The sequence below is a fragment of the Rhizobacter sp. genome, from assembly GCF_046595475.1.
In the GTDB taxonomy this organism is placed as follows: Bacteria; Pseudomonadota; Gammaproteobacteria; order Burkholderiales; family Burkholderiaceae_C; genus Rhizobacter.
Genome location: NZ_JBKJOQ010000017.1, coordinates 1 through 23,635 on the forward strand (window position 1 = coordinate 1; position 23,635 = coordinate 23,635).

Sequence of the window (23,635 nt, forward strand, 5' to 3'; positions counted from 1 at the left end):
CGAATTTTGCAGAGCTCAACAGGTAAACGCCTTGCGCCCTGCCGCTATCCTTGCCGCCACTCCAAAAGGCAGGGACACCGCATGCACCGTTTGCTCATACACGCCGCGCTCGCCTGGTTTGCGGCCAGCGCCGCCCAGGCCGCCACCGTCACCAGCGTCAGCCCGCAAGGCGAAGTGGCCCAGGTGCGGCAGGTCACGGTCAAGTTCTCCGAGGCGGTGGTGCCGCTGGGCGACTTGCGCCTGCCCGACCCGTTCACCCTGAGCTGCGACGGCGCTGCCCCGCAAGGCAGCGGCCGCTGGTCGAACGAGCGCGTGTGGCTGTATGACTTTCGCGAAGGGCTGCCGCCCGGCACGCGCTGCACGCTGAAGCCCCGCGCCGACTGGAAGCCTCTCGCGGGCACTTTGACCGGCAGCACCGAGTTCAGCTTCAGCACCGGTGGGCCGGCGGTGGCCACGGCCTGGCCATCGACCGGGACGATCGAAGAAGACCAGCACTTTTTGCTGCAGCTGACCGGCCCGGCGGTCGAGGCCACGGTGCTGGCGCATGCGGCCTGCGAGATCGAAGGCATAGGCGAGCGTGTGCCAGTGCGGGTGGTGGGTGGTGCGCTGCGCGATGAAGTGCTCAAGGCCCGCCGCTTGCAAAAGCAAGCCGCGCGCATGCTGCTGCTGGCCTGCCAGCGGCCGCTGCCGAGTGACACGCAGGTCAAGCTGGTGTGGAGCGCGGGCATCGCCGCGCAGGCCAACCCGCAGATCGTCACCCGCACCGAGCAGCGCTTCAGCTACAAGGTGCGCAAGGCGCTCATCGCCGAGTTCAGCTGCGAGCGCGAGCGCGCCGACGCGCCTTGCCTGCCCATACGCCCGTTGTGGCTGCGCTTCTCGTCACCGGTGCCGCGCAGCGTGGCCGAAGCGGTGCGGCTCAAGCCGGCTTCAGGCGCTGCACTGGCCCCCGTGTTTGACAAAGACGACAAGGCGGCTGAGGTGAGCGAGCTGCGCTTTTCCACGCCTTTGCCCGAGAACGCGGCCTTCACGGTAGAGCTGCCGCGCGAGGTGAAAGACGTGTCAGGCCGCCCACTCACCAATGCGGCCAGCTTCCCGCTCACGGTGGCCACGGGCGACGCGCCGCCCATCGCCAAGTTTGCCGCCGCACCCTTCGGCGTGATCGAGCTCAACGGCGAAGCCATGCTGCCGGTGACGCTGCGCCATGTGCAAGGCGACTTGCGCCCCGCCGCAGCCGCCGGTGCGGTACGCATCAAGACCTTGCGCAGCGACGCCGACATCCTCGCCTGGTACGGCAAGCTGGCCCAGTACCACGAGCGCCAGGTGAGTGCAAAAGAAGCGGGCCTGCCCGAATCGCAGTGGTACGAGATGCAGAGCGTGAGCGACGGCAAGGGCGGCAGCAAACAGGCCAAGCGGCCGCGCTACGTGCCTTCGCGCGAGGTGTCGCTGCTGGCCAAGGCGGCCGATGCACGCAGGCTAGACCTGCCCCAGCTGCAAGGCGGTGACCCGCGGCCCTTCGAGGTGGTGGGCATACCGATCGCCGAGCCGGGTTACCACGTGGTCGAGATCGAATCGGGCCGCCTGGGCGCCGCGCTGCTGGACAAAAAGGCGCCCATGTACGTGCGCACCGGCGTGCTCGTCACCAACCTCGGTGTGCACTTCAAGCTCGGCCGCGAGAACAGCCTGGTGTGGGTGACCACGCTCGACAAAGGCAAGCCGGTGGCCGAGGCCGATGTGGCGGTGAACGACTGCACCGGCCAGCGCTTGTGGGCGGGCCGCACCGATGCGCAAGGCCTGGCCAAGGTTGACAAGGTGCTGGAGCGGCGGCTGGAAGGCTGCCCTGGTGAGCAAGGCTATTTCGTCACCGCGCGCAAAGCCAATTTATCCAAGAGCGCGAAGGGGGCAACCGACATCGCATTCGTCTTCAGCAGCTGGCAAAAGGGTGTGGAGAGCTGGCGTTTCAACGTGCCCACCAGCGGCGAAACGCAGCCCGATCTGCGGGCCCACACGGTGTTCGACCGCACGCTGCTGCGCGCCGGCGAAACGGTGGCCATGAAGCATTTCATACGCCGCGAAACTTCGAGTGGGCTGGCCAGCCTGAAGGCCGAAGAGTTGCCCACCCGCATGAAGATCGTGCACCAGGGCAGCGGGCAAGAGTTTGTGCAGCCCTTGGCTTGGAACGGCAGCCGCAGCGCCAGCGCGAGCTGGAACATTCCTGCCGCTGCCAAGCTCGGCGTGTACGACGTGATGCTCGAACGAGAGCCCAGCAAAGACAGTGCGAAGGACGAAGGCCAACGCAGTGCGTGGAACAGCGGTAGCTTCCGCGTTGAAGAATTCCGTCTGCCACTGGTCGATGCGCGCATCAGCGGGCCGGCCCAGGTGGCCATCGCCCCGACCGAGCTGCCTGTGAATGTGCAGCTCACTTATCTCTCGGGCGGCGGCATGTCGCAAGCCCCGGCGCGCGTGACGGCGCTGCTGCGCAACCGCGGCAGCAGCATGGCCAGCTATGACGATTTCAGCTTCGAGCCGCCACGCGACCTGAGCGCCCGTGACGGCGAAGGCGACGAAGAGCAGCGCAGCGACAACGGCAAGATCGTGGCCGACAAGCTGGCGCTGACGACCGACCGCAACGGTGCGGCCAGCGTCACCTTGAAGGCCCTGCCCAAGCTCACCCGTGCCAGCGAGCTCGTCACCGAGCTCACCTTCAACGACCCGAATGGCGAGGTGCAGACCGCGTCCACACGCATCGCGCTGTGGCCCAGCGCGGTGGTGCTGGGCGTGAAGGCCGGCTCGTGGGCAAGTGCGCGTGGCCAGGTGAAATTTCAGGCACTGGCGCTCGACACTGCTGGCAAGCCGCTCAAAGGCCAAGCCATCGAGGTGCGTGGCCGCTCGTCGCAAGTGATCAGCACGCGCAAGCGCATGGTGGGCGGCTTCTATGCCTATGACAACCGCACTGAGATCAAAGACCTGGGCGTGCTGTGCAGTGGCAGCAGCGACGACCGCGGCCTGCTGCTGTGCGACGCCAAGATTGAAACGGCGGGCCAGATCGACCTGATCGCGCAGGCCAAAGATGGCGACGGTCACCCCGCGCAAGCCGCCACCAGCGTGTGGGTCACACGCCAGGGCGAGCTCTGGTTTGCACAAGACAACGACGACCGCATCGACGTGCTGCCCGAGAAGAAGCGCTACCAGCCCGGCGAGACCGCGCGCTTGCAGGTGCGCATGCCCTTTCGCGAAGCCACCGCACTGGTGAGCGTGGAGCGCGAGGGGGTGATCGCCACGCAAGTGGTCACCCTGCGCGGCGACGACCCCACGGTCGACATCAAGATCGACCAGACCTGGGGCCCCAACGTCTACGTGAGCGTGCTGGCCCTGCGCGGCCGCGTGCGCGATGTGCCCTGGTATTCGTTCTTCACCTGGGGCTGGAAAGAGCCGCTCAACTGGGCGCGCTCGTTCTGGTACGAAGGGCGTGAGTACCAGGCGCCGACCGCGATGGTCGACTTGTCCAAGCCGGCGTTCAAGCTCGGTGTGGCGCAGCTCAAGGTGGGCATTGCCGCGCATGAGCTGCAGGTGAGCGTGAGCAGTGACAAGCCGCAATACGCCATCCGCCAGAAGGCGATTGCGCGCATCAAAGTATTGCAAGACGGCAAGCCGCTGGCGGGCGCCGAGATCGCGTTTGCCGCGGTTGACGAAGGCTTGCTGGCCCTGAAGCCCAACGACTCGTGGGACTTGCTCAGCGCCATGATCCAGCAGCGCGCCTGGGGCGTGGAAACCAGCACCGGCCAGAGCGAGATCATCGGCAGGCGCCACTACGGCCGCAAAGCGGTGGCAGCCGGCGGCGGGGGCGGCAAGAACGCCACGCGCGAGCTGTTCGACACCTTGCTGCTGTGGAAAGACCGCGTGGTGCTCGACGCCAAGGGCGAAGCCCAGATCGAAGTGCCACTCAACGACTCGCTCACCAGCTTCAAGCTGGTGGCGATTGCCGACGCGGGCGTGCAGCAGTTTGGCACCGGCAGCACCAGCATCCGCGTCACGCAAGACCTGCAGGTGCTGGCCGGCCTGCCGCCGCTGGTGCGCGAGGGCGACCAGTTCAGCGCGCTGCTCACGCTGCGCAACACCACGGCGCGCGAGATGAAGGTGCGTGCCACGCTGCAGGGTTCCGCGAACAGTGGGGCCGAAATCATGCGCACCCCCATCGCGATGCCGCCGCAAGAAGTGGTGGTGCCCGCAGGCGGGGCGAAGGAGGTGACCTGGGGTGTGGCCGTGCCGGCCGAGGCCTACAGCCTGATGTGGGAAGCAGCGGCCGAAGAGCTGGGCGGCGAGAAAGCCAAAGACCGCTTGAAGGTGACGCAGCTGGTGAGCCCCGCGGTGCCGGTGCGTGTGCTGCAAGCCACCTTGCAGCAGCTCGATGGCCCCGTCACCCTGCCCATCGCCGTGCCCGCTGACGCTTTGCCCGAGACGGGTGTGAAGCGCGGCGGCCTCAACGTTGCCGTGCAGCCCAAGCTGAGCGGCGCGCTGCCCGGCATGCGGCGCTACTTCGAGACCTACCCCTTCATCTGCCTGGAGCAGAAGACCTCGAAAGCCGTGGGCCTGAAAGACGCCAAGCTGTGGAGTGCAGTCGCCAACACCCTGCCGACCTACCTCGACAACGATGGCCTCGCGAGCTACTTCCCGCCGCGCGCCGAAGACGGTGCGCGTGGCAGCGATCGCCTCACCGCCTACGTGCTGGCGGCCACGCACGAGGCAGGTTTCGAGCTGCCTGGCCCGGTGCAAGCGCAAATGCTGGAAGGCTTGACGGCGTTTGTCGAAGGCCGCATCGAGCGCAAGTTCTGGTCACCGCGGCCCGACCTCGATGTGCGCAAGATTGCAGCGATAGAGGCGCTGTCGCGCTACGGGCGCGCGCAGCCCAAGATGCTCGGCTCCGTCAACCTCATACCCCAGCAGTGGCCCACCGCGGCGGTGATCGACTGGTTCAACATCTTGAAGCGCGTGAAGGGAGTGCCCGACCAGGCCAAACGGCTCGATGAAGCGCAGCAGATCTTGCGCAGCCGCCTCACCTACGCCGGCACTACGCTGCGCTTCAGCAATGAAGAGGGCGACTTCTGGTGGTGGCTGATGGACAGTGCCGATGCCAATGCGGCGCGCCTCATCCTGGCGGTGCTCGACGAGCCGAGCTGGCGCGACGACATCCCGCGCATGGTGGTGGGCAGCCTGGCGCGGCAGCGCGCGGGCGCGTGGCTTACCACCACGGCCAACCTGTGGGGCTCGCTGGCGCTCGACAAGTTCTCGGCCAAGTTCGAGTCGACCAAGGTGGCCGGCAAGACGGTGGCCACGGCGGGCGAAAAGCCCTCTTCCATCGACTGGGCACTGCAGCCCGATGGCGGTGCGCTCAAGCTGGCTTGGCCTGAGAAAGCGGCGACGCTCACCGTCACGCAGGAGGGCAGCGGCAAGCCCTGGCTGACCGTGCAGAGCCTCGCAGCGATCCCGCTCAAGGCCCCCATCCGCGCGGGCTACAGCCTCAGCCGCAGCGTGAGCGCCGTCGAGCAGAAGGACAAGAGCAAGTGGTCGCGCGGCGACGTGTTGCGCGTGCGCTTGGAGATCGACGCGCAGAGCGACATGACCTGGGTGGTGGTGAGCGACCCGGTGCCCGGCGGCGCCACCTTGCTGGGCTCGGGCCTGGGGCGTGATTCGGCCATTGCCACGTCGACCGAGAAGCAAAGCGGCACCGCATGGCCGGCCTTTGAGGAGCGCAGCTTCGAGGCCTTCCGCAGCTACTACGAGTATTTGCCGCGGGGCAAGCATGTGGTTGAGTACACCGTGAGGCTCAACAACCCCGGCAAGTTTGCGTTGCCGCCCACGCGGGTGGAAGCGATGTATTCGCCCGAGACCTTTGGCGAGCTGCCGAATGCGGCGCTGGAGGTTGCGCCGTGAAAGCACGCGTCGCGGCCGTCGCACTCACGCTCGCCGTGAGCGCGGCGCAGGCCGTGCCCAGCTTCGTTGAGGTGAAGGCCGCGTATCGGCCGTCAGACGTGACGCTGCTCGACCGGCACGACGTGCCGCTCCAAACGCTGCGCGTCGACAAGACCGTGCGCCGCCTGCCCTGGGTGCCGCTCGCCGACACCTCGCCCGCACTGCTGCGCGCCATCGTGCTCAGCGAAGACAAGCGCTTCTACGAGCACAGTGGTGTCGACTGGAGCGCGGTGGCGCAGAGTGCATGGGGCAACGTGTGGAACACGCGCACGCGCGGTGCGTCTACGCTCACCATGCAGTTGGCCGGCTTGCTCGACGATGACCTGACGCGCCCTGCTGGCGGCCGCAGCGTGGTGCAGAAGATGGGCCAGGCTTATACGGCCACCCGGCTCGACGCGCAGTGGAAGAAGAGCGAAATTCTGGAGGCCTACCTCAACCGCGTGGCCTTTCGCGGTGAGCTGGTGGGCATAGGCGCGCTGTCGCAAACGCTGTTCGCCAAACACCCGAGCGGGCTGGACGCGCAAGAGGCCGCCATTGCCGCCGCCCTGCTGCGCGGCCCCAACGCCAGCGTCGACGTGGTGGCGCAGCGCGCCTGCGGCATCTTGCAGTTGCAACAGCTCGCCTGCGCAGGCGTGATGGGGCTGTCGCACAGCGCACTCAACCGGCGTGGTGGCATGCCGCTGGGCGAGCAGCTCGCGCCGCACTTCGCGCGTCAACTTGCGCTGACCGACAAGCCGCTGCAGCGCACCACGCTCGATGCGCGCCTGCAGCGCTTTGCCGTGGCCACGCTGCGCCGCCAGCTCGCCGAGCTGAACGGCCGCAACGTTGAAGACGGCGCGATCGTGGTGCTCGACAACGCGAGCGGCGAGGTGCTTGCATGGGTGGGGTCTAGCGGTGATCTGTCAGACGCCGCGCAGGTGGACGGCGTGACCGCGCGCCGCCAGCCGGGCTCCACGCTCAAACCCTTGGTCTACGAACTCGCTTTCGAGCGCCGCCTCATCACGCCGGCCAGCCTGCTCGACGACTCACCCGCGCAGCTGAGCACCACCAACGGGCTCTACCTGCCGCAAAACTACGAAAAGGACTTCAAAGGCTGGATCAGCGCCCGCACCGCGCTCGCCTCCAGCCTCAACGTGCCGGCCGTGCGCGTGGGCGCGATGCTCGGCCCCGACGCCTTGGTGGCGCGCTTGAATGCACTCGGCCTGGCCCTGCCCGAGACAGGCGGCTACTACGGCCTCGCACTCGCGCTCGGCGGCGCCGACGTGAGCCTGCTCGCGCTCACCAACGCCTACCGCAGCCTGGCCAACGGTGGCCTCTTTACCCCCGTGGCCTTGCGCGCAGCGGCCGTCAAACCACAGCGCGTGGCCGACGCAGCGGCGGTCTACCTCGTCACCGACATCCTGTCTGACAACGCGGCGCGTGCGCGCACCTTCGGCCTCGACAGCGCGCTGGTCACCTCGGGCTTCGCGGCAGTGAAAACCGGCACCAGCAAAGACATGCGAGACAACTGGTGCGTCGGCTACACCGACCGCTACACGGTGGGCGTGTGGGTGGGCAACGCGAGCGGCGAAGCCATGCACCACGTGAGCGGGGTGAGCGGCGCGGCGCCCGTGTGGCAGGCGATGGTGAGGCACCTTCATCAAGGCCAGCCATCGCGGCGACCGTTGATGCCAGCGGGTGTGGTGGCGCAGCGCGTGCACCTGGCCGATGACCGCGAGCCGCCGCGCGACGAGCTGTTTCTCGCCGGCACCACGCAGGAAAAGTGGACGGCCAGCGCGCAGGTGAAAAGCGCGCTGCGCTTTGGCATCACCAGCCCGCGCGATGGCAGCGTCTTTGCGCTAGACCCCGACATGCCGCCGCACGCCCAGCGCATCCGCTTTGAAGGCGAGCGCGGTGTGTGGCAGCTCGACGGCAAGCGGCTGGGGCATGCGGAGCATTTGAGCTGGGCGCCGTGGCCCGGCCGGCACGAGCTGAGCCTGATGGCGCCCGATGGTCGCGTGCTGCAGACGGTGCGCTTTGAGGTGCGCGGTGCAGGCCTGAAGGCAACGCGAACGGCGCAGACCACGCGGTAGGGCACTGGAAATTAGCAAGGTGTCGAACGGGTGCTGCACGGAAGCAGGCCGGCCTCAGCCTGGCCGCGCCCGCACGCGCAGACGCTCGCGCAGGTCGTCCACGAGCGTTCGCGCCGGCAGCGAAAGCGCACGGTCCTGTCGCCAAACGAGGTACCACTGTTTGCGCAGTGGAAAGCCGGCCACCGGCAAGACGGTCAAGCCTTCCGATGCCGGCTCTGCGGCCAAGGCATGCCTGGACAGCACGGCCAGGCCGAGGCCGGCGCGCACCGCGTGCTTGATCGCTTCATTGCTGCCCAGGGCCATGCGAGGCGGCCAGGAGACGCCCTTTTCTGCGAATGCCTCTTCGGCCGCTGCACGCGTGCCCGAGCCGGCTTCGCGTGAGAGGAGCGGCTCTTCGATCAGGTCCGACAGCTTCAGGCGTCGACGGCTTGCGAAGGGGTGGTCGATCGGGGCGATCACCACCAACGGGTTCTCAAGGAACGGCCAACGCGCCAGGGGCAGGTGGCTCGGCGGGCGCATCATCGCTGCCAGCTCGTCGTCGCCGCGCTCAAGCCGTGCCACCACCGCGTCGCGATTTTCCACCGCAAGCTCGATCTGTATGCCCGGGTACTGGCGCGCGAACGGGCCTAGCAGGTCGGGCAAGAAGTACTCCGTCGTCGTCACGGCGGCGATTCGCAGGCGGCCGCGCTTCATGCCCTGCAGGGCGGCAGCGTCCTCCTCAAACTGCTGCCAGCGCGCGCCCATCTCACGAACCGCCTCGGCCAAGCGCTGACCCACCGCCGTTGGCACGAGGCCTCGGCCACAAGGCTCGAACAGCACGAAACCGAGCGCAGCGGACAGGTCTTTCAGCTGCGTGGACACGGTCGGCTGCGCCAGGTGAAGCGCGAGCGCCGCGCGACCCACCCCGCCCAGCCGCACCGCGGCCTCAAAGCTGCGCAGTTGAACGAGGCTGGCGCGCGGTGCGCGTTCTAGGCCCGGCGGTGCGGCATGTTTCATCGAATATTCCGATCTGTTTCATCGAAACATATCACTTGTTTGCGTGTTCCGGCATATAGATCATCCTGATCAGCGACCAACCTCAGTGCGCAAGACGGTTCGCTTAGCTCCGTTCGGAGCTTTGCTGAGGTTCGTCGCCAATCAAGTCAATCATTGCCACCCACATGCAAAACCTAGCTGACCCTGCCATCCTGTTCTTTGTCTTTGGGCTCGTCGCTGGCACGGTGCGTTCCAATCTTGAAATTCCGCCACCGATTGCCCGCTTCCTCTCGCTGTACCTCCTGATGTCACTGGGCCTGAAAGGTGGCTTTGCGCTTGCAAAGTCCGGGCTGACCGCGGAGGTCGCGGTGAGCCTGGCCTGCGCGATCGGGCTGGCGCTTGTCGTGCCCGCTTTGGGCTACTTGCTGCTGAGGCAGCGGCTGTCGCGCTTTGATGCAGCAGCAGTCGCCGCGACGTACGGCTCGGTCAGCGCGGTCACATTCATCACCGCGGTGCAGTACCTGGAGACGCATGGCCTGGTCTACGGCGGCCACATGGCCGCGGCGATGGCGCTGATGGAGTCGCCGGCGATCGTGATGGCGGTGGTGCTCGCCAACCTCGCACGCCGACGCGAAGGGGTCGTGCCCATAGCTCAGGCAACGCAGGCCCACGGCCTCGGCAAAGTGCTGCACGAGTCGTTCACCGATGGCATGCAACTGCTGCTGCTGGGGGCCATGGTCGTGGGTCTCATCACGGGCGACTCCGGCCAGAAGGCGATGCAGCCCTTCACGGGAGAGCTGTTCAAGGGGATGCTTGCGTTCTTCCTGCTTGACATGGGCCTGGTTGCATCGCGCAACTTCGGTGCCTTGAAGGGCCGTTCGCCCTGGCTCTTGGGCTACGCGCTCGGCGGCCCGCTCGTTCACGCCAGCCTGGCGCTCGGGCTGGCTGCCGCCGTTGGCTTGTCGCCCGGCAATGGGGCGCTGCTGATGGTGCTGGCGGCCAGCGCCTCGTACATTGCCGTTCCTGCCGTCGTTCGCCAGGCGATCCCCGAGGCGAGCCCCTCGCTCTACTTCGGCATGTCGCTCGGGGTCACGTTTCCGTTCAACATCCTCGTGGGCATCCCGATGTACGTGTCCATCGCGGAGCGAGTGCTTTGACACGGTTGACGTTGGCCAAACGCATCGCAAAGCATCGGCTGCGGTAGAGCGGCGACGCAGCGGCCGGGGCACGCCCCCATTCATGCCTGGGCTATCGGCAAGATAGAGCGCATTGTTGTCACGCCGAATGCAGCTGACACAGAATCGCCACTCCGCGACGCCGTTTTCTTTCTCTCTGCAAAAGATTGGAGCTCCGAATGAGCAGCGACAAGACCGAATCGAAGTGCCCATTCAGCCCAAGCACAGGCGGTGGTACGACCAACCGCGACTGGTGGCCCCAGCACTTGCGTTTGGACCTGCTTCATCAGCACTCCTCCAAGTCCGATCCGATGGGCCATGCGTTCGACTACGCCGAGGCTTTCAAGAGCCTCGATCTCGCGGCGGTGAAGAAAGACCTCGCTGCCTTGATGACGCATTCTCAGGATTGGTGGCCGGCGGATTTCGGTCATTACGGGCCGCTGTTTGTTCGCATGGCGTGGCACAGCGCGGGCACCTACCGCATTGGCGATGGCCGCGGCGGTGCAGGCCGCGGGCAGCAGCGTTTTGCGCCCTTGAACAGCTGGCCGGACAACGTGAGCCTGGACAAAGCGCGACGCCTGCTGTGGCCGGTCAAGCAGAAATATGGCCAGAAGATCTCGTGGGCCGATCTGATGATCCTCGCCGGCAACGTGGCTCTGGAGACCATGGGCTTCGAGACCTTTGGTTTCGCTGGCGGCCGCGCAGACGTGTGGGAGCCCGACCACGACGTGTACTGGGGCCGCGAGACCAAGTGGCTGGGTGGTGACCTGCGCTACGCCAAGGGTTCACCCGGAGTCGCAGGCCAGGGCGTACTCGTGAAGGACGACGACAGCGAAGCGGCGCACACACGCGACCTCGAGAATCCGCTGGCCGCTGTGCAAATGGGCTTGATCTACGTCAACCCCGAAGGACCCGACGGCAACCCCGACCCGATCGCCGCTGCACGCGACATCCGCGACACCTTCGCCCGCATGGCGATGGACGACGAAGAGACCGTCGCGCTGATCGCCGGCGGCCACTCTTTCGGCAAGACCCACGGCGCGGCCGCGTCGTCGCACGTCGCAGAAGAACCCGAGGCGGCCGGCATCGAGGCCCAGGGCTTCGGCTGGAAGAACAGCTTCGCCAGCGGCAAGGGCGGCGACGCGATCACCAGCGGGCTCGAGGTCACCTGGACCACCACGCCGACGAAGTGGAGCAACAACTTTTTCGAGAACCTGTTCGGCTTCGAATGGGAACTGACCAAGAGCCCGGCGGGCGCGCAGCAGTGGGTGGCCAAGGGCGGCGCCGGTGCGGGCACGATTCCGCACGCGCACGACCCTGGCAAGCGTCTGGCGCCGACCATGCTGACCACCGACCTCTCGCTGCGTCTGGACCCGGCCTACGAGAAGATCTCGCGGCGCTTCCTCGCGCACCCCGATCAGTTTGCCGACGCGTTCGCGCGCGCCTGGTTCAAGCTCACGCACCGCGACATGGGGCCGCGCGCCCGCTACTTGGGGCCCGAAGTGCCGGCTGAAGAATTGATCTGGCAAGACCCGATCCCAGCGCTAGCCCACGCACTGGTCGATGCGCAGGATGTCGCGTCGCTCACGAAGAAGGTGCTGGCATCGGGCCTGACCGTGGCACAGCTCGTGTCGACGGCATGGGCATCGGCGTCCACCTTCCGCGGCTCCGACAAGCGGGGCGGCGCGAACGGTGCGCGCATTCGCCTGGCGCCGCAAAAAGACTGGGCCGTCAACCAGCCCGAGCAGTTGGCAAAAGTGCTTCAGGTGTTGGAACGCATCTGCGCTGAGTTCAACGCGGCGCAGACGGGCGGCAAGAAGCTCTCGCTGGCCGACCTGATCGTGCTGGCCGGTGGCGCAGGCATTGAGAAGGCGGCGCGCGACGCCGGCCAGGAGGTTCGTGTTCCGTTCACGCCGGGCCGCGCGGATGCATCGCAAGCCCAGACCGATGTGCCGTCCTTCGCTGCGCTGGAGCCCACGGCCGATGGCTTTCGCAATTATCAGAAGGCGCGCTTCGAGGTGCCGGCCGAGGCGCTGCTGCTCGACAAGGCACAACTGCTCACGCTCACCGCGCCAGAGATGACCGTGCTCATCGGTGGCTTGCGCGTACTCGGGGCCAATGCGGGCCAGTCTGCGCACGGTGTGTTCACCCGCAAGCCCGGCGTCTTGAGCAACGACTACTTTGTCAACCTGCTCGACATGGGCACCGAGTGGAAGCCCGCTTCGGGGGCCAAGGAGCAATTCGAAGGGCGTGCGCGCGACACGGGCGCAGTCAAATGGACGGCTACCCGTGTCGACCTGATCTTTGGGTCGAACGCGCAACTGCGCGCCATTGCCGAGGTCTACGCGAGCGGTGATGCGCAGGCAAAGTTCGCAGTTGACTTCGTGGCCGCGTGGACTAAGGTCATGAATCTGGACCGTTTCGACATCGCCTGAGCTTGAGCCCTCAGACCCTGGTGTGCGCGAGTGCTCCGGTTCGCCGCCGCGACCGTCATCTCGTGACCACATCTGCAGCGCAGAAGGCAGCCCAAGGACCGGAATGCAGGTCGGGAACAGGCGTATTTCCGGTGCCGAGCCTGGGATTGGCGCGTTAGGATGCGCGTACAGATCAACGGTTGCGTCTGCGTAGCCTTCACTACGGAATTGCGCCATGCCCTCCCTGACGATTCCCACCGAGCCCGTTGGCAGCATTCCCCGGCCGCCTGAACTGATCGAGGCAGCCCGCGCACACGAGCGGGGCGAAATTGACAGCCCCGCACTCGATGCCCTGTACGACGCCGCCATTCGCGACACCCTGCAGCGCTTCGAGGCCACCGGTTCCCCGGTCATCAGCGACGGCGAACAGCGCAAGTACCACAACTTCGCCACCTACTGCGTGCACGGTGCGCCCAACCTTGCGCCCGACGGTTTCAAGCTGCAGTTCGTCGACCATTACCGGCAGTGGCCACGCCTGACAGCCGGCCCCTTTCGCTACCTGCACCGCGGCGAAGACTATCTGGCGCATGCGCTTGGGCACAGCCGCTGCGCCTTGAAGCAGGCGGTGATTTCGCCCTCGGCGCTGAGCCTGTTCTACCCGCCGCAAGACCTGCCCGACTACCCGCGCGACCAGTTCATTGCCGACCTGGCGGACCAGTGCGAGGCGGAGATTCGCGCCTGCCTGGCGCTGGGCGCAACGACTGTGCAGGTCGACTTCACCGAGGGCCGCCTGGCGTACAAGCTCGATGCCAGCGGTGCGCTGCTGGAAAGCTTCATCGAGCTGAACAACATGGCCCTGCGGCGCTTCAGCGACGAAGAGCGCCAGCGCATCGGCATCCACACCTGCCCGGGCGGCGACTGCGACTCCACCCACAGTGCCGACGTCGACTACGCCCTGCTGCTGCCCAGCCTGTTCGAGCTGCAGGCGAGCAGGTTCTTCATTGCGCTGGCGCGCGAGCCCGACCGCCGCCGCGTGCTGGCGCTCATCGCACGCCACCTCAAGCCCTGGCAGACTGCCTACATCGGTGTCATCGACCCGCTAAACCCACGCATCGAGACACCCGAGGAGGTGTGCGAACGCGTGCTCGAAGCCGCCGAGTACATCCCGCTGACGCAGTTGGGCACCACCGACGATTGCGGGTTTGCGCCTTTCAGCGACGACACCTCGACCAGCCGCGACACGGCTTTCGCCAAGATCCGCGCCCGTGTGCTCGGCACCCGTCTGGCCGGCGAACGCCTGTCCGCCCGCGCAGGGCTTTGATGACCACGGCGCTCTCGGCGATGAACAAGCCTCTGACGCCGGCCGAAATGAGCAACCTCGCAGCGCTGCGCGAGTCGGCGATGCAGACATCCGCCAGCGTGCTGCGGCTGCAGCGCCAGTCGGATCATGCGCTGCGCCAGGCCAAGGCCGCGCTGGAGGCGAAGACCCAGGCGCTGGCCGCCACGGCGTCCATGCTGAGCGCCACGCTGGAGGCCTCGGCCGATGGCATCGTCGTCGTCAACCAGGCGGGTCGGGTGGTCGTCCACAACCAGAATTTCGCTCGCATGTGGCAGGTTCCTGCGGACCTGCTGGCCCGTGGTGACGACGCCGAGCTGCTGGCGCACATCGCGCGCCAGATGCCCGACGCGGCTGAATTCCTGCGCCTGGCCCGGGCCTCGCGCGAGCAGCCACGCCAGCATGCGCGGCAGATGTTCGACCTGCCCGACGGGCGCTGCCTGGAGCGCATCGAAGCGGCTCAGGTCATCAACGGCCAGCGCGTCGGCGTCGTCATCTGCTGGCGCGACCTCACCGAGCAGCGCCAGGCCGCCGCGGCCCGGGCCGACAAGGAACGGGCCGAGGCCGCCAACCTGGCCAAAGATGAGTTCGTCGCGCACATGAGCCACGAACTGCGCACGCCGCTGAACGCCATCATCGGCTTCTCCGACATCCTGATGCACGACGCCCTGCAGCCCCTGCACGACAGCCAGTGGCAGCAGGTGCAGCACATCCGCAGAGCCGGTGGCAGCCTGCTGGCCCTGATCAACGACGTGCTCGACGTTTCACGCCTTGGAGCCGGGCTGATGACGCTGAGCATCAATGACATCGACCCTGCCCCGCTGCTGCAAGACGCCGCTGCCCGCTTGCAGGCGCAGGCGCTGGCCGGCGGTGTGACCGTGGAGCTGCACCTACCGGCCGAGGGCTGCGGCATGGTGCGTGCAGACCCTCACCGCCTGGGCCAGGTGCTGGCCAACCTGCTGTCCAACGCCGTCAAGTACAACCGCCCCGGGGGCAGGGTCGACGTGCGCGTGAGCCAGGAGGGCACACGTACGCGCATCGACGTCACCGACACTGGGCTGGGCATGGACGCGGCGCAGGTCGGCGCACTTTTCCAGCCCTTCAACCGCCTGGGGCGCGACCAGTCGGGCGTGGAAGGAACGGGCATCGGTCTCGTCATCGCGCGTGGGCTGGCCACCCTGATGGCGGGCACCCTGACGGCCACCAGCCAGCCCGGCGCCGGCAGCGTCTTCCGGCTCGACCTGCCGGCCGGAATGCGCACGGCAAACCCGGCATCGGTGGCAGCCGGCACCGCACGGCCTGAAGTAGCGGCGCTCCCAACCGCCACGCGCGAGGACGTGAGCGGCTGCGTGCTCTACGTCGACGACAACGAGGTCAACCGCCTGCTGGTCGAGGCCATGCTGACGCGCCGCCCGGGCGTGCGTCTGGTGCTGGCCGAAGACGGGGAGAGCGGCCTGCGCGCGGCGCGCAGCGAGCAACCCGATCTCGTGCTGCTGGACATCCGCCTTCCCGACATGGATGGCTATGCGGTGCTGAAGGCCCTGCGCTCCGACCCCGACCGCCGTGAGTTGCCCTGCCTGGCGGTGTCGGCCCACGCCATGCCCGCCGAGATCGCGCGCGCCGCGCAGTCGGGCTTCGACGGCTACCTCACCAAACCGCTGGACCTGAGCCTGCTGCTCGAAGAAGTCGACCGCCGGCTGGCGGCTTCGCGCCGACGCACCCACTGAGCGATGGCCCCGACGCCGGGCATGCGTTGCGTCTCGTCGCGGAAGTCAGCAGTTGTCGCTGAAACCCCGGTGATGTGGATGGCGCTGCCCATGTCGCGGCCCATGGCGCTGCCGCAGAGCGCTGTCAATTCTTGAACATGAATCTGGCTGGCCAGCGCCAGCTCGGGTCCTTCGTCACATTGGCCGCCCGTTAGAAAGTCTGTTTTCAACTTTCATTGGTAGGAGCCTGACAGCTGTGGTCGGCCACTTCCGGGCACCGTTGCACCGAGCCGATGGTCATCTCAGACATGCTCTTGCTTCCGATGTTGCGCACTTCTCTGCGCGCAGCCGAAGTCAGGCTTGTAGCGTCGGCTGGCGCGTTAGACTGCCCAGGGCGCAAGGCCCTGCCGAGGTAAGTTGTGCCCGCACCTCCTGATCCCGTCAAGCCACTAGGGTCCGAGCACCTCGCTGACAGGCGCTGGCCTTTGCTGGCGGCTGGCATTCTGGTCACCTGCACAGGTTTGCTGCTTGCGCTTGCGCTCGCTGTGCTGCGCAGCCAGGCCATCGCCGACGGCGAACGACTGACCGCATCGCTTGCGCGCATCGTCGAAGAGCAGACCACGCGCACGATCCAGGCGGTTGACCAGCGGCTGGAGCTGGCCGCCGAGGGCATACGCCGACTCGAAGTCACCGGCATGCTCAACGAAGCCTCGGCGCGCGAATTCCTGCGCAGCCAGTTGCTTCCGCTGCCGTTCCTGCGAGCCATCTGGGTACTTGACGCTCAGGGCCGCATCATTTACGACAGCGACGTCGGCAACATCGGCGTCAATCTGGCCGACCGGCCCTACTTCAAGACGCACCGGGCACGTCCCGAATTGCAGTTCCTCGTTGGTGCCCCGGTGCGCAGCCGCACCACCGGCACTTGGCTGATGAGCGCCTCGCGCCCACTGCCCTTGAAGGCAGGCGCCTTCAACGGGATCGTGGTCGCGGCTGTGGAGCCGCCCTACTTCGACCGCCTCTGGCGCAGCGTTGACCTGGGCGCAGGCGGTGCGGTGGTGCTCGTGCGGCGCGACGGCACGCTGATGATGCGCAGCCCATTTATCGAGCCGATGATGGGCCAGGCGCTGCCGCGCGAGCTGCCTCTGCTGCGCGAGCCCTACGCCAGCATGACTGAAGGGTCCTATGAGGCAACGAGCGCGATCGACGGCCAGTACCGCAGCTGGGCCTTTCGCCAGCTAGCAGGTCAGCCCGACTTGGTGGTGTTGCTGGGGCGCTCGGCCGGTGAGGTGCTGGCCCCTTGGCGTCGCCAGGCGATGCTGGCGGCAGCGACCTGGCTCGCCGGTACGTTGGCAGTGCTGGCGCTGGTCGCGGTGCTGCGCCGCGCCCAGGCCCGGTTGCGCAGCAGCGAGGAAGACCTGGCAATCACCCTGCACTCGATCGGTGACGCCGTCATCGCCACTGACTCCACCGGCCGCGTCACTCGAATGAACGCCGTCGCTGAGCGGCTCACCGGGTGGTCGCTGGCCGAGGCCCGACTGCGCCCTCTCGGAGAGGTCTTTCAGACGGTCGACATAGGCACGCGCAGTCAATTGATAGACCCCGCTGAGGAGGTGATGCAAACCGGCGAGATCGTCGTGAGCCAAAACCACAAGACCTTGTTGGCGCGTGACGGCAGTGAATGCCCGATCTCGACCACCGCAGCGCCAATTCGCGAGTCCGCCGGTCATACCGTCGGCGTCGTTCTCGTGTTCAGCGACGTGACCGAGTCTTACCAGGTGCGGCAGGCCTTGGCCAGCGCAGCTGATTCACTTGAGCGCACCAGCGCCATGGCACGGGTTGGCGGCTGGGAACTGGACGTGCACACCATGCAGCCTTACTGGTCGCCCGAGACCTTCCGGATTCATGATGTGGCACCGCCGGTCACCCCGCCGCTGGACCAGGCCATTGCTTTTTATCCCCCGGAGTCCCTGGCGCAGATCCAGCCCGCGTTGCAGGCGGCGATAGAGCACGGCACGCCCTGGGACCTGGAACTGCCACTGGTTACCGCCAAAGGTCGACACATTTGGGTCCGCACGCAATGCTCGGCTGTTCTGGAAGGCGGCAAGGTCGTGCGGCTGCGAGGTGCCTTTCACGACATCACTGAGCGCAAGCAAGCTGAAGCTGCATTGCGGGCCAGCGAGTCACAGTATCGCCAGCTCTTTGACAGCAATCCGCAACCGATGTGGGTCTTCGATGTGCAAACGCTGGCGTTCCTGGCAGTCAACCCAGCCGCTATTGCGCAGTACGGGTACAGCCGCGACGAGTTCCTCGCCATGACGGTGGCTGACATCGGAACATCCGAAGAAGCTGTCCGAGTCCGAAGCTACATTGGCGAGCCGAATCTCGGGCCGCGCCGCACGGGCCACTGGCTCCACCGGCGCAAGGACGGCAGCTTGATTTCGGTCGACGTCATCACGGACTCGCTGGACTATAGGCAACAGCCAGCCCGCCTGATGCTGGCGACGGACGTGACCGAACGGGAACAGGCAGAGGCCGCAAAGACGAAGCTCAACGAAGAGCTTGAAGGCTATCGCAGTCACCTGGAGGAACTGGTCTCGGTTCGCACAGCCGAGTTGGCCGCGGCACGCCAGCAAGCGGATGACGCCAACCTCGCCAAGAGCGCCTTTTTGGCGAACATGAGCCATGAAATCCGGACGCCGTTGAATGCGATCGTCGGCCTGAACTACCTCCTCCGACAGGGCGATGTCACGGCCGAGCAGTCATCGCGCCTGGACAAGATCGACAGCGCAGGCCGGCACCTGCTGTCCATCATCGACGATGTGCTGGACCTGTCCAAGATCGAGGCCGGGCGTGTGCAAATCGAGGCAACTGACTTCCACCTGTCGGGTGTTCTCGACCACGTCGAGTCCATCGTGAAGGACGCTGCTCGCGCCAAGGGCTTGGCGATCCACGTCGACAGCAACGCTGTTCCTATGTGGTTGCGTGGCGACCCCACGCGGCTGCGGCAAGCGCTGCTGAACTTTGCCAGCAATGCCGTGAAGTTCACCGAGCGCGGTCAGATCAGCCTGCGGGCCGAATTGTTGAGCGACGAGGGCGCAGAGTTGCTGGTTCGCTTTGCCGTCGAAGACACCGGCATCGGCATCACGCCGGAACAGATGGCGCGGCTGTTCCAGCCCTTCGAGCAAGCCGACGCGTCGATCACGCGCAAGTTCGGTGGCACAGGACTCGGACTGGCAATCAGCCAGCGACTGGCGCACCTCATGGGCGGCGAGTGCGGTGTCGACAGTACCGCGGGCTTGGGCAGCACCTTCTGGTTCACGGCGCATCTCCAGCGCGGCCACGGCGTGATGCCGCGCCATGCTTCAACCCTGATGGCAGGTGCGGATGTTCAGTTGCGCGAACGTCACCGCGGCCGGCGCATATTGCTGGCCGAAGACAACGAGGTCAATCTCGAAGTCGCCTTGGCGATGCTGCACGGGGTAGGCCTGCATGTGGACACCGCAGCCGATGGCCGCGAGGCCTTGACCTGGGCGCAGGCAGGTGCCTACGACCTGGTGCTGATGGACATGCAGATGCCCGATATGGACGGCCTGGAGGCGACGCGCCGGATCCGCCGGCTGCCTGGCTGGGGCCAGCGGCCTATCCTCGCGTTGACCGCGAACGCCTTCGATGATGACCGCCGCGCTTGCGAGGCGGCGGGCATGAACGACTTCATCACGAAGCCAATGAATGTTGACGCGCTGTACGCCCTCTTGCTGAAGTGGCTTGACGCGGGGGCGGCGTCGGGTACGGACACCTCGGGGGAGCAGACGAAGAAGGCGTAGGCGTCGCTAGTATCTAGCCGGTGCATGGTAGTGCCGCACTGAGGGATCTACGACGAAGGCAGTTCGAACTCGTGTTCGATGCTTGTCAAGCGCCCACGAAAGTAAGGCGACGGTCCGTTCGGCAACTGCCATTCGACTTCACCGTCCAGCGGCACGCACATGCCGGCTCTTGCTTCGTAGCTGCCGAGCCGACACAGCCAAGGCGCTGACTCGTAGCCTGATCGTGAACGGGACGCGGCCCACACCGCCGCAACCAGGCCGTCCGTGCCGAACCTGAATTCCAGGGAGACCGTGATGGCACCGTCGATGAGGGTGGCGCGTGCCGAGGTGTCGTCGATGGCATCCCAGCGGATGCCCTGACTGGGCAGCAAGGCCGTCGGATACCAGACCGCCTCCGCGAGGTAACGCATCAACTCGCCATTGGCGATCTCGGGGGTATTGCGCAGGTCGGCCACGGTCATGAGGCCGAGAACAGACGCGCGCAAGGACCCGGAGCCAAGGGCATAAGCATCGCGAACGAAGACGTCGATGCCAGCCGCTATTCTGATCCGCGCATCCCAGTCGAATCCGGGAGGATGGGTCGTGATGAACTGGGTTGCGTGAAACGGCTGCCAAATGTCCTTGGCCTCGTTCTGCCGGAACTGCCCTCGCTGTGACAGGCGAACGCTGGAGACCATGGCTTGGCCTTCCTGCAACACGGCGCGAAAATACCGCTGCACTGGCGGCGGCAGGGCTTCGATCTCTTGGGGGTCGTAGACTTTTACCGCCATGGACTGGCGCGCCGCCCGCATCTGCGAGCAGACGGCGGCATCATTTCGACGCCATTGCCAAGCGCCGAAAGCCCAGGCACCGGCCGTGGCCGACACCATCGCCGCAAACAGCGCAAGTGGCCCCTTCATGCCAGCTTCATTCTCGGCGCGTGTCTGGTTCACACCCGCAGCAGTTGGGCGTCCACGCCACGGCGTGGCGCCGGGCCGATGGGCGGGGCGAAGCCCACGCGAGCCCACATCTGCACGGTCTGGGCCGGTTGCATTGCACCGAGCAGGCCGCGAATTTCGGCATGCGATGAGGCCTGTTCCGGATACTCCTGCAAGGCTTGCTGCAAGGGCTGCAGCGAGACACCGAAGGCCGTGGCAGCGAGCTGAATCCGGGCGTAGGCGCGGCCTGCGTTCACCTGCGTCACTCGGTCATTGCCGTTGGTCACCAGCCAGAGAAAGCCCGGCGTCGAGGCGAGCTTGGCGTTGAACTCCTTGACCTGGCTGGTGGTCGCGTAGTCCCCGGGCGCCGGTGTCTTGCTGCGGTCGAACAAGCCGACCTTGCTCATCAGCACAGGAATGCGATCCAGCACAAAGAGCCCGTCGCGATGCTGCTCGATCTCCGCCGCCCCGACGCGAAGCACCTTGTACGACTCCATGATCGTGCGCGGCGTCGTCAGCTCGATGCGCCACGCCTCTGCGGCGATGACCCGGTGTCGTTGCAGCGTGTCGGGTTGGTCCAGCCCGGCGTACCCGAAACGCAAGGTACTCGGCCTCACACCCGTCATCATCGCCTGCCATGCGTCTGCCGGTACCGGGCGGGCCAGGTCGTAGGCACTGCGATTGGTTCGGCGATTCAGGATGTGCGCGAACAGCGGGTCCTTCGCGACCGTCGGATCGGGCACCAGCCGGATGCGGGCCACCGGGCGCTCATCGAGCGTCGAAGGGCCGAACGCGCCTTCCGGAAACAATGCGATCTCGGCTCGCAACCCGCGCTCGCGTGCCGCGATGTCGAGTAACTCCAGGAACGTGCCGTGGCTCATCATGATCTGCCGCGAGAAAGGATCTGTCTCGGGCAGCAGACGGGTCAGGTCGCAGCGCAGCAAGATCTCGCCCGGCGTGCGCAGATCTACCAGCCACGACTGGAGGTTGTGCGAATGCGGCGCCAGGATCGCGTAGCCGAGGATCCAGCGCCGGACATCGGGCTCGGGGCCCGGCCCCTTCCACGCGGCAATGGCCTCGGCGGGCATCTGCTGGCTGCACCCGGCGGCGGTGGTGGCCACGACGCCCATGCTGCCTGCAGCAGTCAGGCGTATGAAGTTGCGTCGATCCACGATTCACCACCTCTTTTGCAAAGCCAAGCCCGCCGATACCGTATGGCCAGCGCAGCGATCGGTCTGTTCGGCAACGCACCCACGACCCCTCTTCCAAAGAATTGAAAGGCGATCTGCACACGCCTTTGATCTATCTCAAGCAATTGCGCCGAACCCGCCGCTTGCCGCTCAACGGTCATTTGCGTTGCCCAGACTGAAACGCATATCCGATCAGATCAAGGCCGCGCCGGCCGCCACTTCCAGCGATAACATCCGCGCCAGCCCCGCGACTTGCGGGGTACGTCGCTCGGACGGTTCCGGGCGCTCACGTGAAAGATTCACATGTCCTCATCTGCAGGCAAGCGCCGCTTTGCGCGCATAGACCGCCTTCCTCCCTACGTCTTTAACATCACGGCAGAGCTGAAGCTCGCGGCGCGCCGAAGAGGCGAAGACATCATCGACATGAGCATGGGCAACCCCGATGGGGCCACGCCTGCGCACATCGTCGCCAAGCTCACCGAAGTGGCGCAGCGGCCGGATACGCATGGCTACTCGGCGTCGAAGGGCATCCCACGGCTGCGGCGTGCCATCTCGCATTGGTACAAAGACCGCTACGCGGTTGAGATCGACCCCGACCATGAGGCCATCGTCACCATCGGCTCGAAGGAGGGCCTGGCGCATCTGATGCTCGCCACGCTCGACCGCGGTGACACGGTGCTGGTGCCCGACCCGAGCTACCCGATCCACATCTACGGCGCGGTGATCGCGGGCGCCGACATACGCTCGGTGCCGCTCATCCCCGGCGTCGATTTTTTCGCCGAGCTGGAGCGTGCCATTCGGGGCAGCTACCCCAAGCCCAAGATGATGGTGCTGGGCTTTCCGTCGAACCCGACGGCGCAATGCGTGGAGCTCGACTTCTTCGAGCGTGTGATCGCGCTGGCCAAAAAGCACGACATCTTCGTGGTGCACGACCTGGCCTATGCCGACATCGTGTTCGACGGCTGGAAGGCCCCGTCGATCATGCAAGTGCCGGGCGCGAAAGACATTGCGGTCGAGTTTTTCACGCTCAGCAAGAGCTACAACATGGCCGGCTGGCGTGTGGGCTTCATGGTGGGCAACCGCGATCTGGTGGCAGCGCTCGCCCGCATCAAGAGTTACCACGACTACGGTACCTTCACGCCGCTGCAGGTGGCGGCGATTGCGGCGCTCGAAGGCGATCAGGCCTGTGTGAAAGAGATCGCGGCGCAGTACCAGCGCAGGCGCGATGTGCTGTTCAAGGGCTTGATCGAAGCCGGCTGGGAGGTCGAGCTGCCGCGTGCATCGATGTACATCTGGGCGCGCATTCCAGAGCGCTATCGCGCGATGGGCTCGCTTGAGTTTGCCAAGCTGCTGTTGGAGAAAGCCAAGGTCAGCGTGTCACCCGGCATCGGCTTCGGCGACCACGGCGACGACCACGTGCGCTTCGCCCTGATCGAAAACGAATCGCGCATCCGCCAGGCCGTGCGTGGCATCAAGGCGATGCTGAAGGCCGACGGCCTCTGAGATCGGCTTCAGCCGCGACCCGCGAACAGGCGCTCAAGGGCCGCGTCAATCACCATGCCGCACAGGCTGTAGATCAGCGAGCCGATCAACGCCGCCACGAAACCCGTGACGGCCAGACCCGACAGCAGCGAGGCCGCGAAGTAAAACATCAGCGCGTTGATGATGAAGAGGAACAGCCCCAGCGTCAGCACCGTCACCGGCAGCGTGAGCAGCACCAGCAAAGGGCGCAGCAGCGCGTTGAGCAAGCCCAGCACCAGGGCGGCGATCATGGCCGAGCCGAAGCTCGTGACCACCACCCCAGGGTAAACATGGGCGACGAGCAGAAGGGCGGCGGCCAGCAGCAGCCAGCGAACAATGGTTTTCATGGCCGCGAGCATAGCGGCATGTGCTGTTAGCGAGCACGCACGGCGCTGTCGCAAATTCCGCCCAGGGTTCCCCCTGCCCCCTAGTCATAGGGGGGGCGCTTTGCTTGACGTGGATAAAGCACACCCCGCAGCATGTGCCTCCCTAACCCCACGCTCAGCGCCCGTCGCGTTTATCCCCGCGCGGACTGTCC

General features: G+C 66.3%; 12 protein-coding genes. 8 read left to right on the forward strand and 4 right to left on the reverse strand.

Translation table 11 applies throughout. From position 1 onward, the window contains the following. Positions 1 to 81 precede the first annotated feature (81 nt). On the forward strand, positions 82 to 5,928 hold the full coding sequence (locus AC30QB_RS03410) for an alpha-2-macroglobulin family protein (protein ID WP_489544782.1): 5,847 nt from the start codon (positions 82 to 84) through the stop codon (positions 5,926 to 5,928). Then, on the forward strand, positions 5,925 to 8,039 hold the full coding sequence (pbpC, locus tag AC30QB_RS03415) for a penicillin-binding protein 1C (RefSeq protein ID WP_489544783.1): 2,115 nt from the start codon (positions 5,925 to 5,927) through the stop codon (positions 8,037 to 8,039). The genes AC30QB_RS03410 and pbpC overlap by 4 nt, the downstream gene beginning before the upstream one ends. A gap of 54 nt (positions 8,040 to 8,093) precedes the next feature. Here pbpC and AC30QB_RS03420 read toward each other — a convergent pair whose 3' ends face one another. Further along, positions 8,094 to 9,035 (reverse strand): LysR family transcriptional regulator, encoded by a 942-nt coding sequence (locus AC30QB_RS03420; protein ID WP_489544784.1) that lies wholly within the window; start codon positions 9,033 to 9,035, stop codon positions 8,094 to 8,096. A gap of 164 nt (positions 9,036 to 9,199) precedes the next feature. On the opposite strand from AC30QB_RS03420, the gene AC30QB_RS03425 reads away from it, so the two are divergent. The 5 genes from AC30QB_RS03425 (at position 9,200) to AC30QB_RS03445 (ending at position 19,469) form a co-directional block, all read left to right on the forward strand. After that, entirely contained in the window at positions 9,200 to 10,171 is a 972-nt protein-coding gene (locus AC30QB_RS03425; protein ID WP_489544785.1) for a sodium-dependent bicarbonate transport family permease, read from the forward strand. A 197-nt stretch (positions 10,172 to 10,368) separates the two neighbouring features. Continuing rightward, complete coding sequence (gene katG, locus AC30QB_RS03430) at positions 10,369 to 12,624, forward strand: catalase/peroxidase HPI (protein ID WP_489544786.1); 2,256 nt, start codon at positions 10,369 to 10,371, stop codon at positions 12,622 to 12,624. A 214-nt stretch (positions 12,625 to 12,838) separates the two neighbouring features. Next, positions 12,839 to 13,924 (forward strand): cobalamin-independent methionine synthase II family protein, encoded by a 1,086-nt coding sequence (locus AC30QB_RS03435; protein WP_489544787.1) that lies wholly within the window; start codon positions 12,839 to 12,841, stop codon positions 13,922 to 13,924. A gap of 20 nt (positions 13,925 to 13,944) precedes the next feature. Then, positions 13,945 to 15,666: an ATP-binding protein gene (locus AC30QB_RS03440; RefSeq protein ID WP_489544788.1), complete on the forward strand. Its 1,722-nt coding sequence runs from the start codon at positions 13,945 to 13,947 to the stop codon at positions 15,664 to 15,666. Between the two features lie 464 nt (positions 15,667 to 16,130). Continuing rightward, positions 16,131 to 19,469: a PAS domain S-box protein gene (locus tag AC30QB_RS03445; protein WP_489544789.1), complete on the forward strand. Its 3,339-nt coding sequence runs from the start codon at positions 16,131 to 16,133 to the stop codon at positions 19,467 to 19,469. Positions 19,470 to 19,516: 47 nt separating this feature from the next. Here AC30QB_RS03445 and AC30QB_RS03450 read toward each other — a convergent pair whose 3' ends face one another. Next, the gene (locus AC30QB_RS03450) at positions 19,517 to 20,401 is read right to left on the reverse strand and encodes a DUF6920 family protein (RefSeq protein WP_489544790.1); all 885 of its coding nucleotides are present in this window, start codon (positions 20,399 to 20,401) and stop codon (positions 19,517 to 19,519) included. Continuing rightward, complete coding sequence (locus AC30QB_RS03455) at positions 20,398 to 21,558, reverse strand: Acg family FMN-binding oxidoreductase (protein WP_489544791.1); 1,161 nt, start codon at positions 21,556 to 21,558, stop codon at positions 20,398 to 20,400. Before AC30QB_RS03455 ends, AC30QB_RS03450 begins: the two co-directional genes overlap by 4 nt. Positions 21,559 to 21,879: 321 nt before the next feature. On the opposite strand from AC30QB_RS03455, the gene alaC reads away from it, so the two are divergent. After that, positions 21,880 to 23,079 (forward strand): alanine transaminase, encoded by a 1,200-nt coding sequence (gene alaC / locus AC30QB_RS03460; RefSeq protein ID WP_489544792.1) that lies wholly within the window; start codon positions 21,880 to 21,882, stop codon positions 23,077 to 23,079. 8 nt (positions 23,080 to 23,087) lie between these two features. On the opposite strand, the gene AC30QB_RS03465 is transcribed toward alaC, so the two are convergent. Continuing rightward, a complete protein-coding gene (locus AC30QB_RS03465; protein ID WP_489544793.1) occupies positions 23,088 to 23,444 on the reverse strand; it encodes a phage holin family protein in 357 nt (118 codons plus the stop codon). Between the last annotated feature and the right edge of the window lie 191 nt (positions 23,445 to 23,635).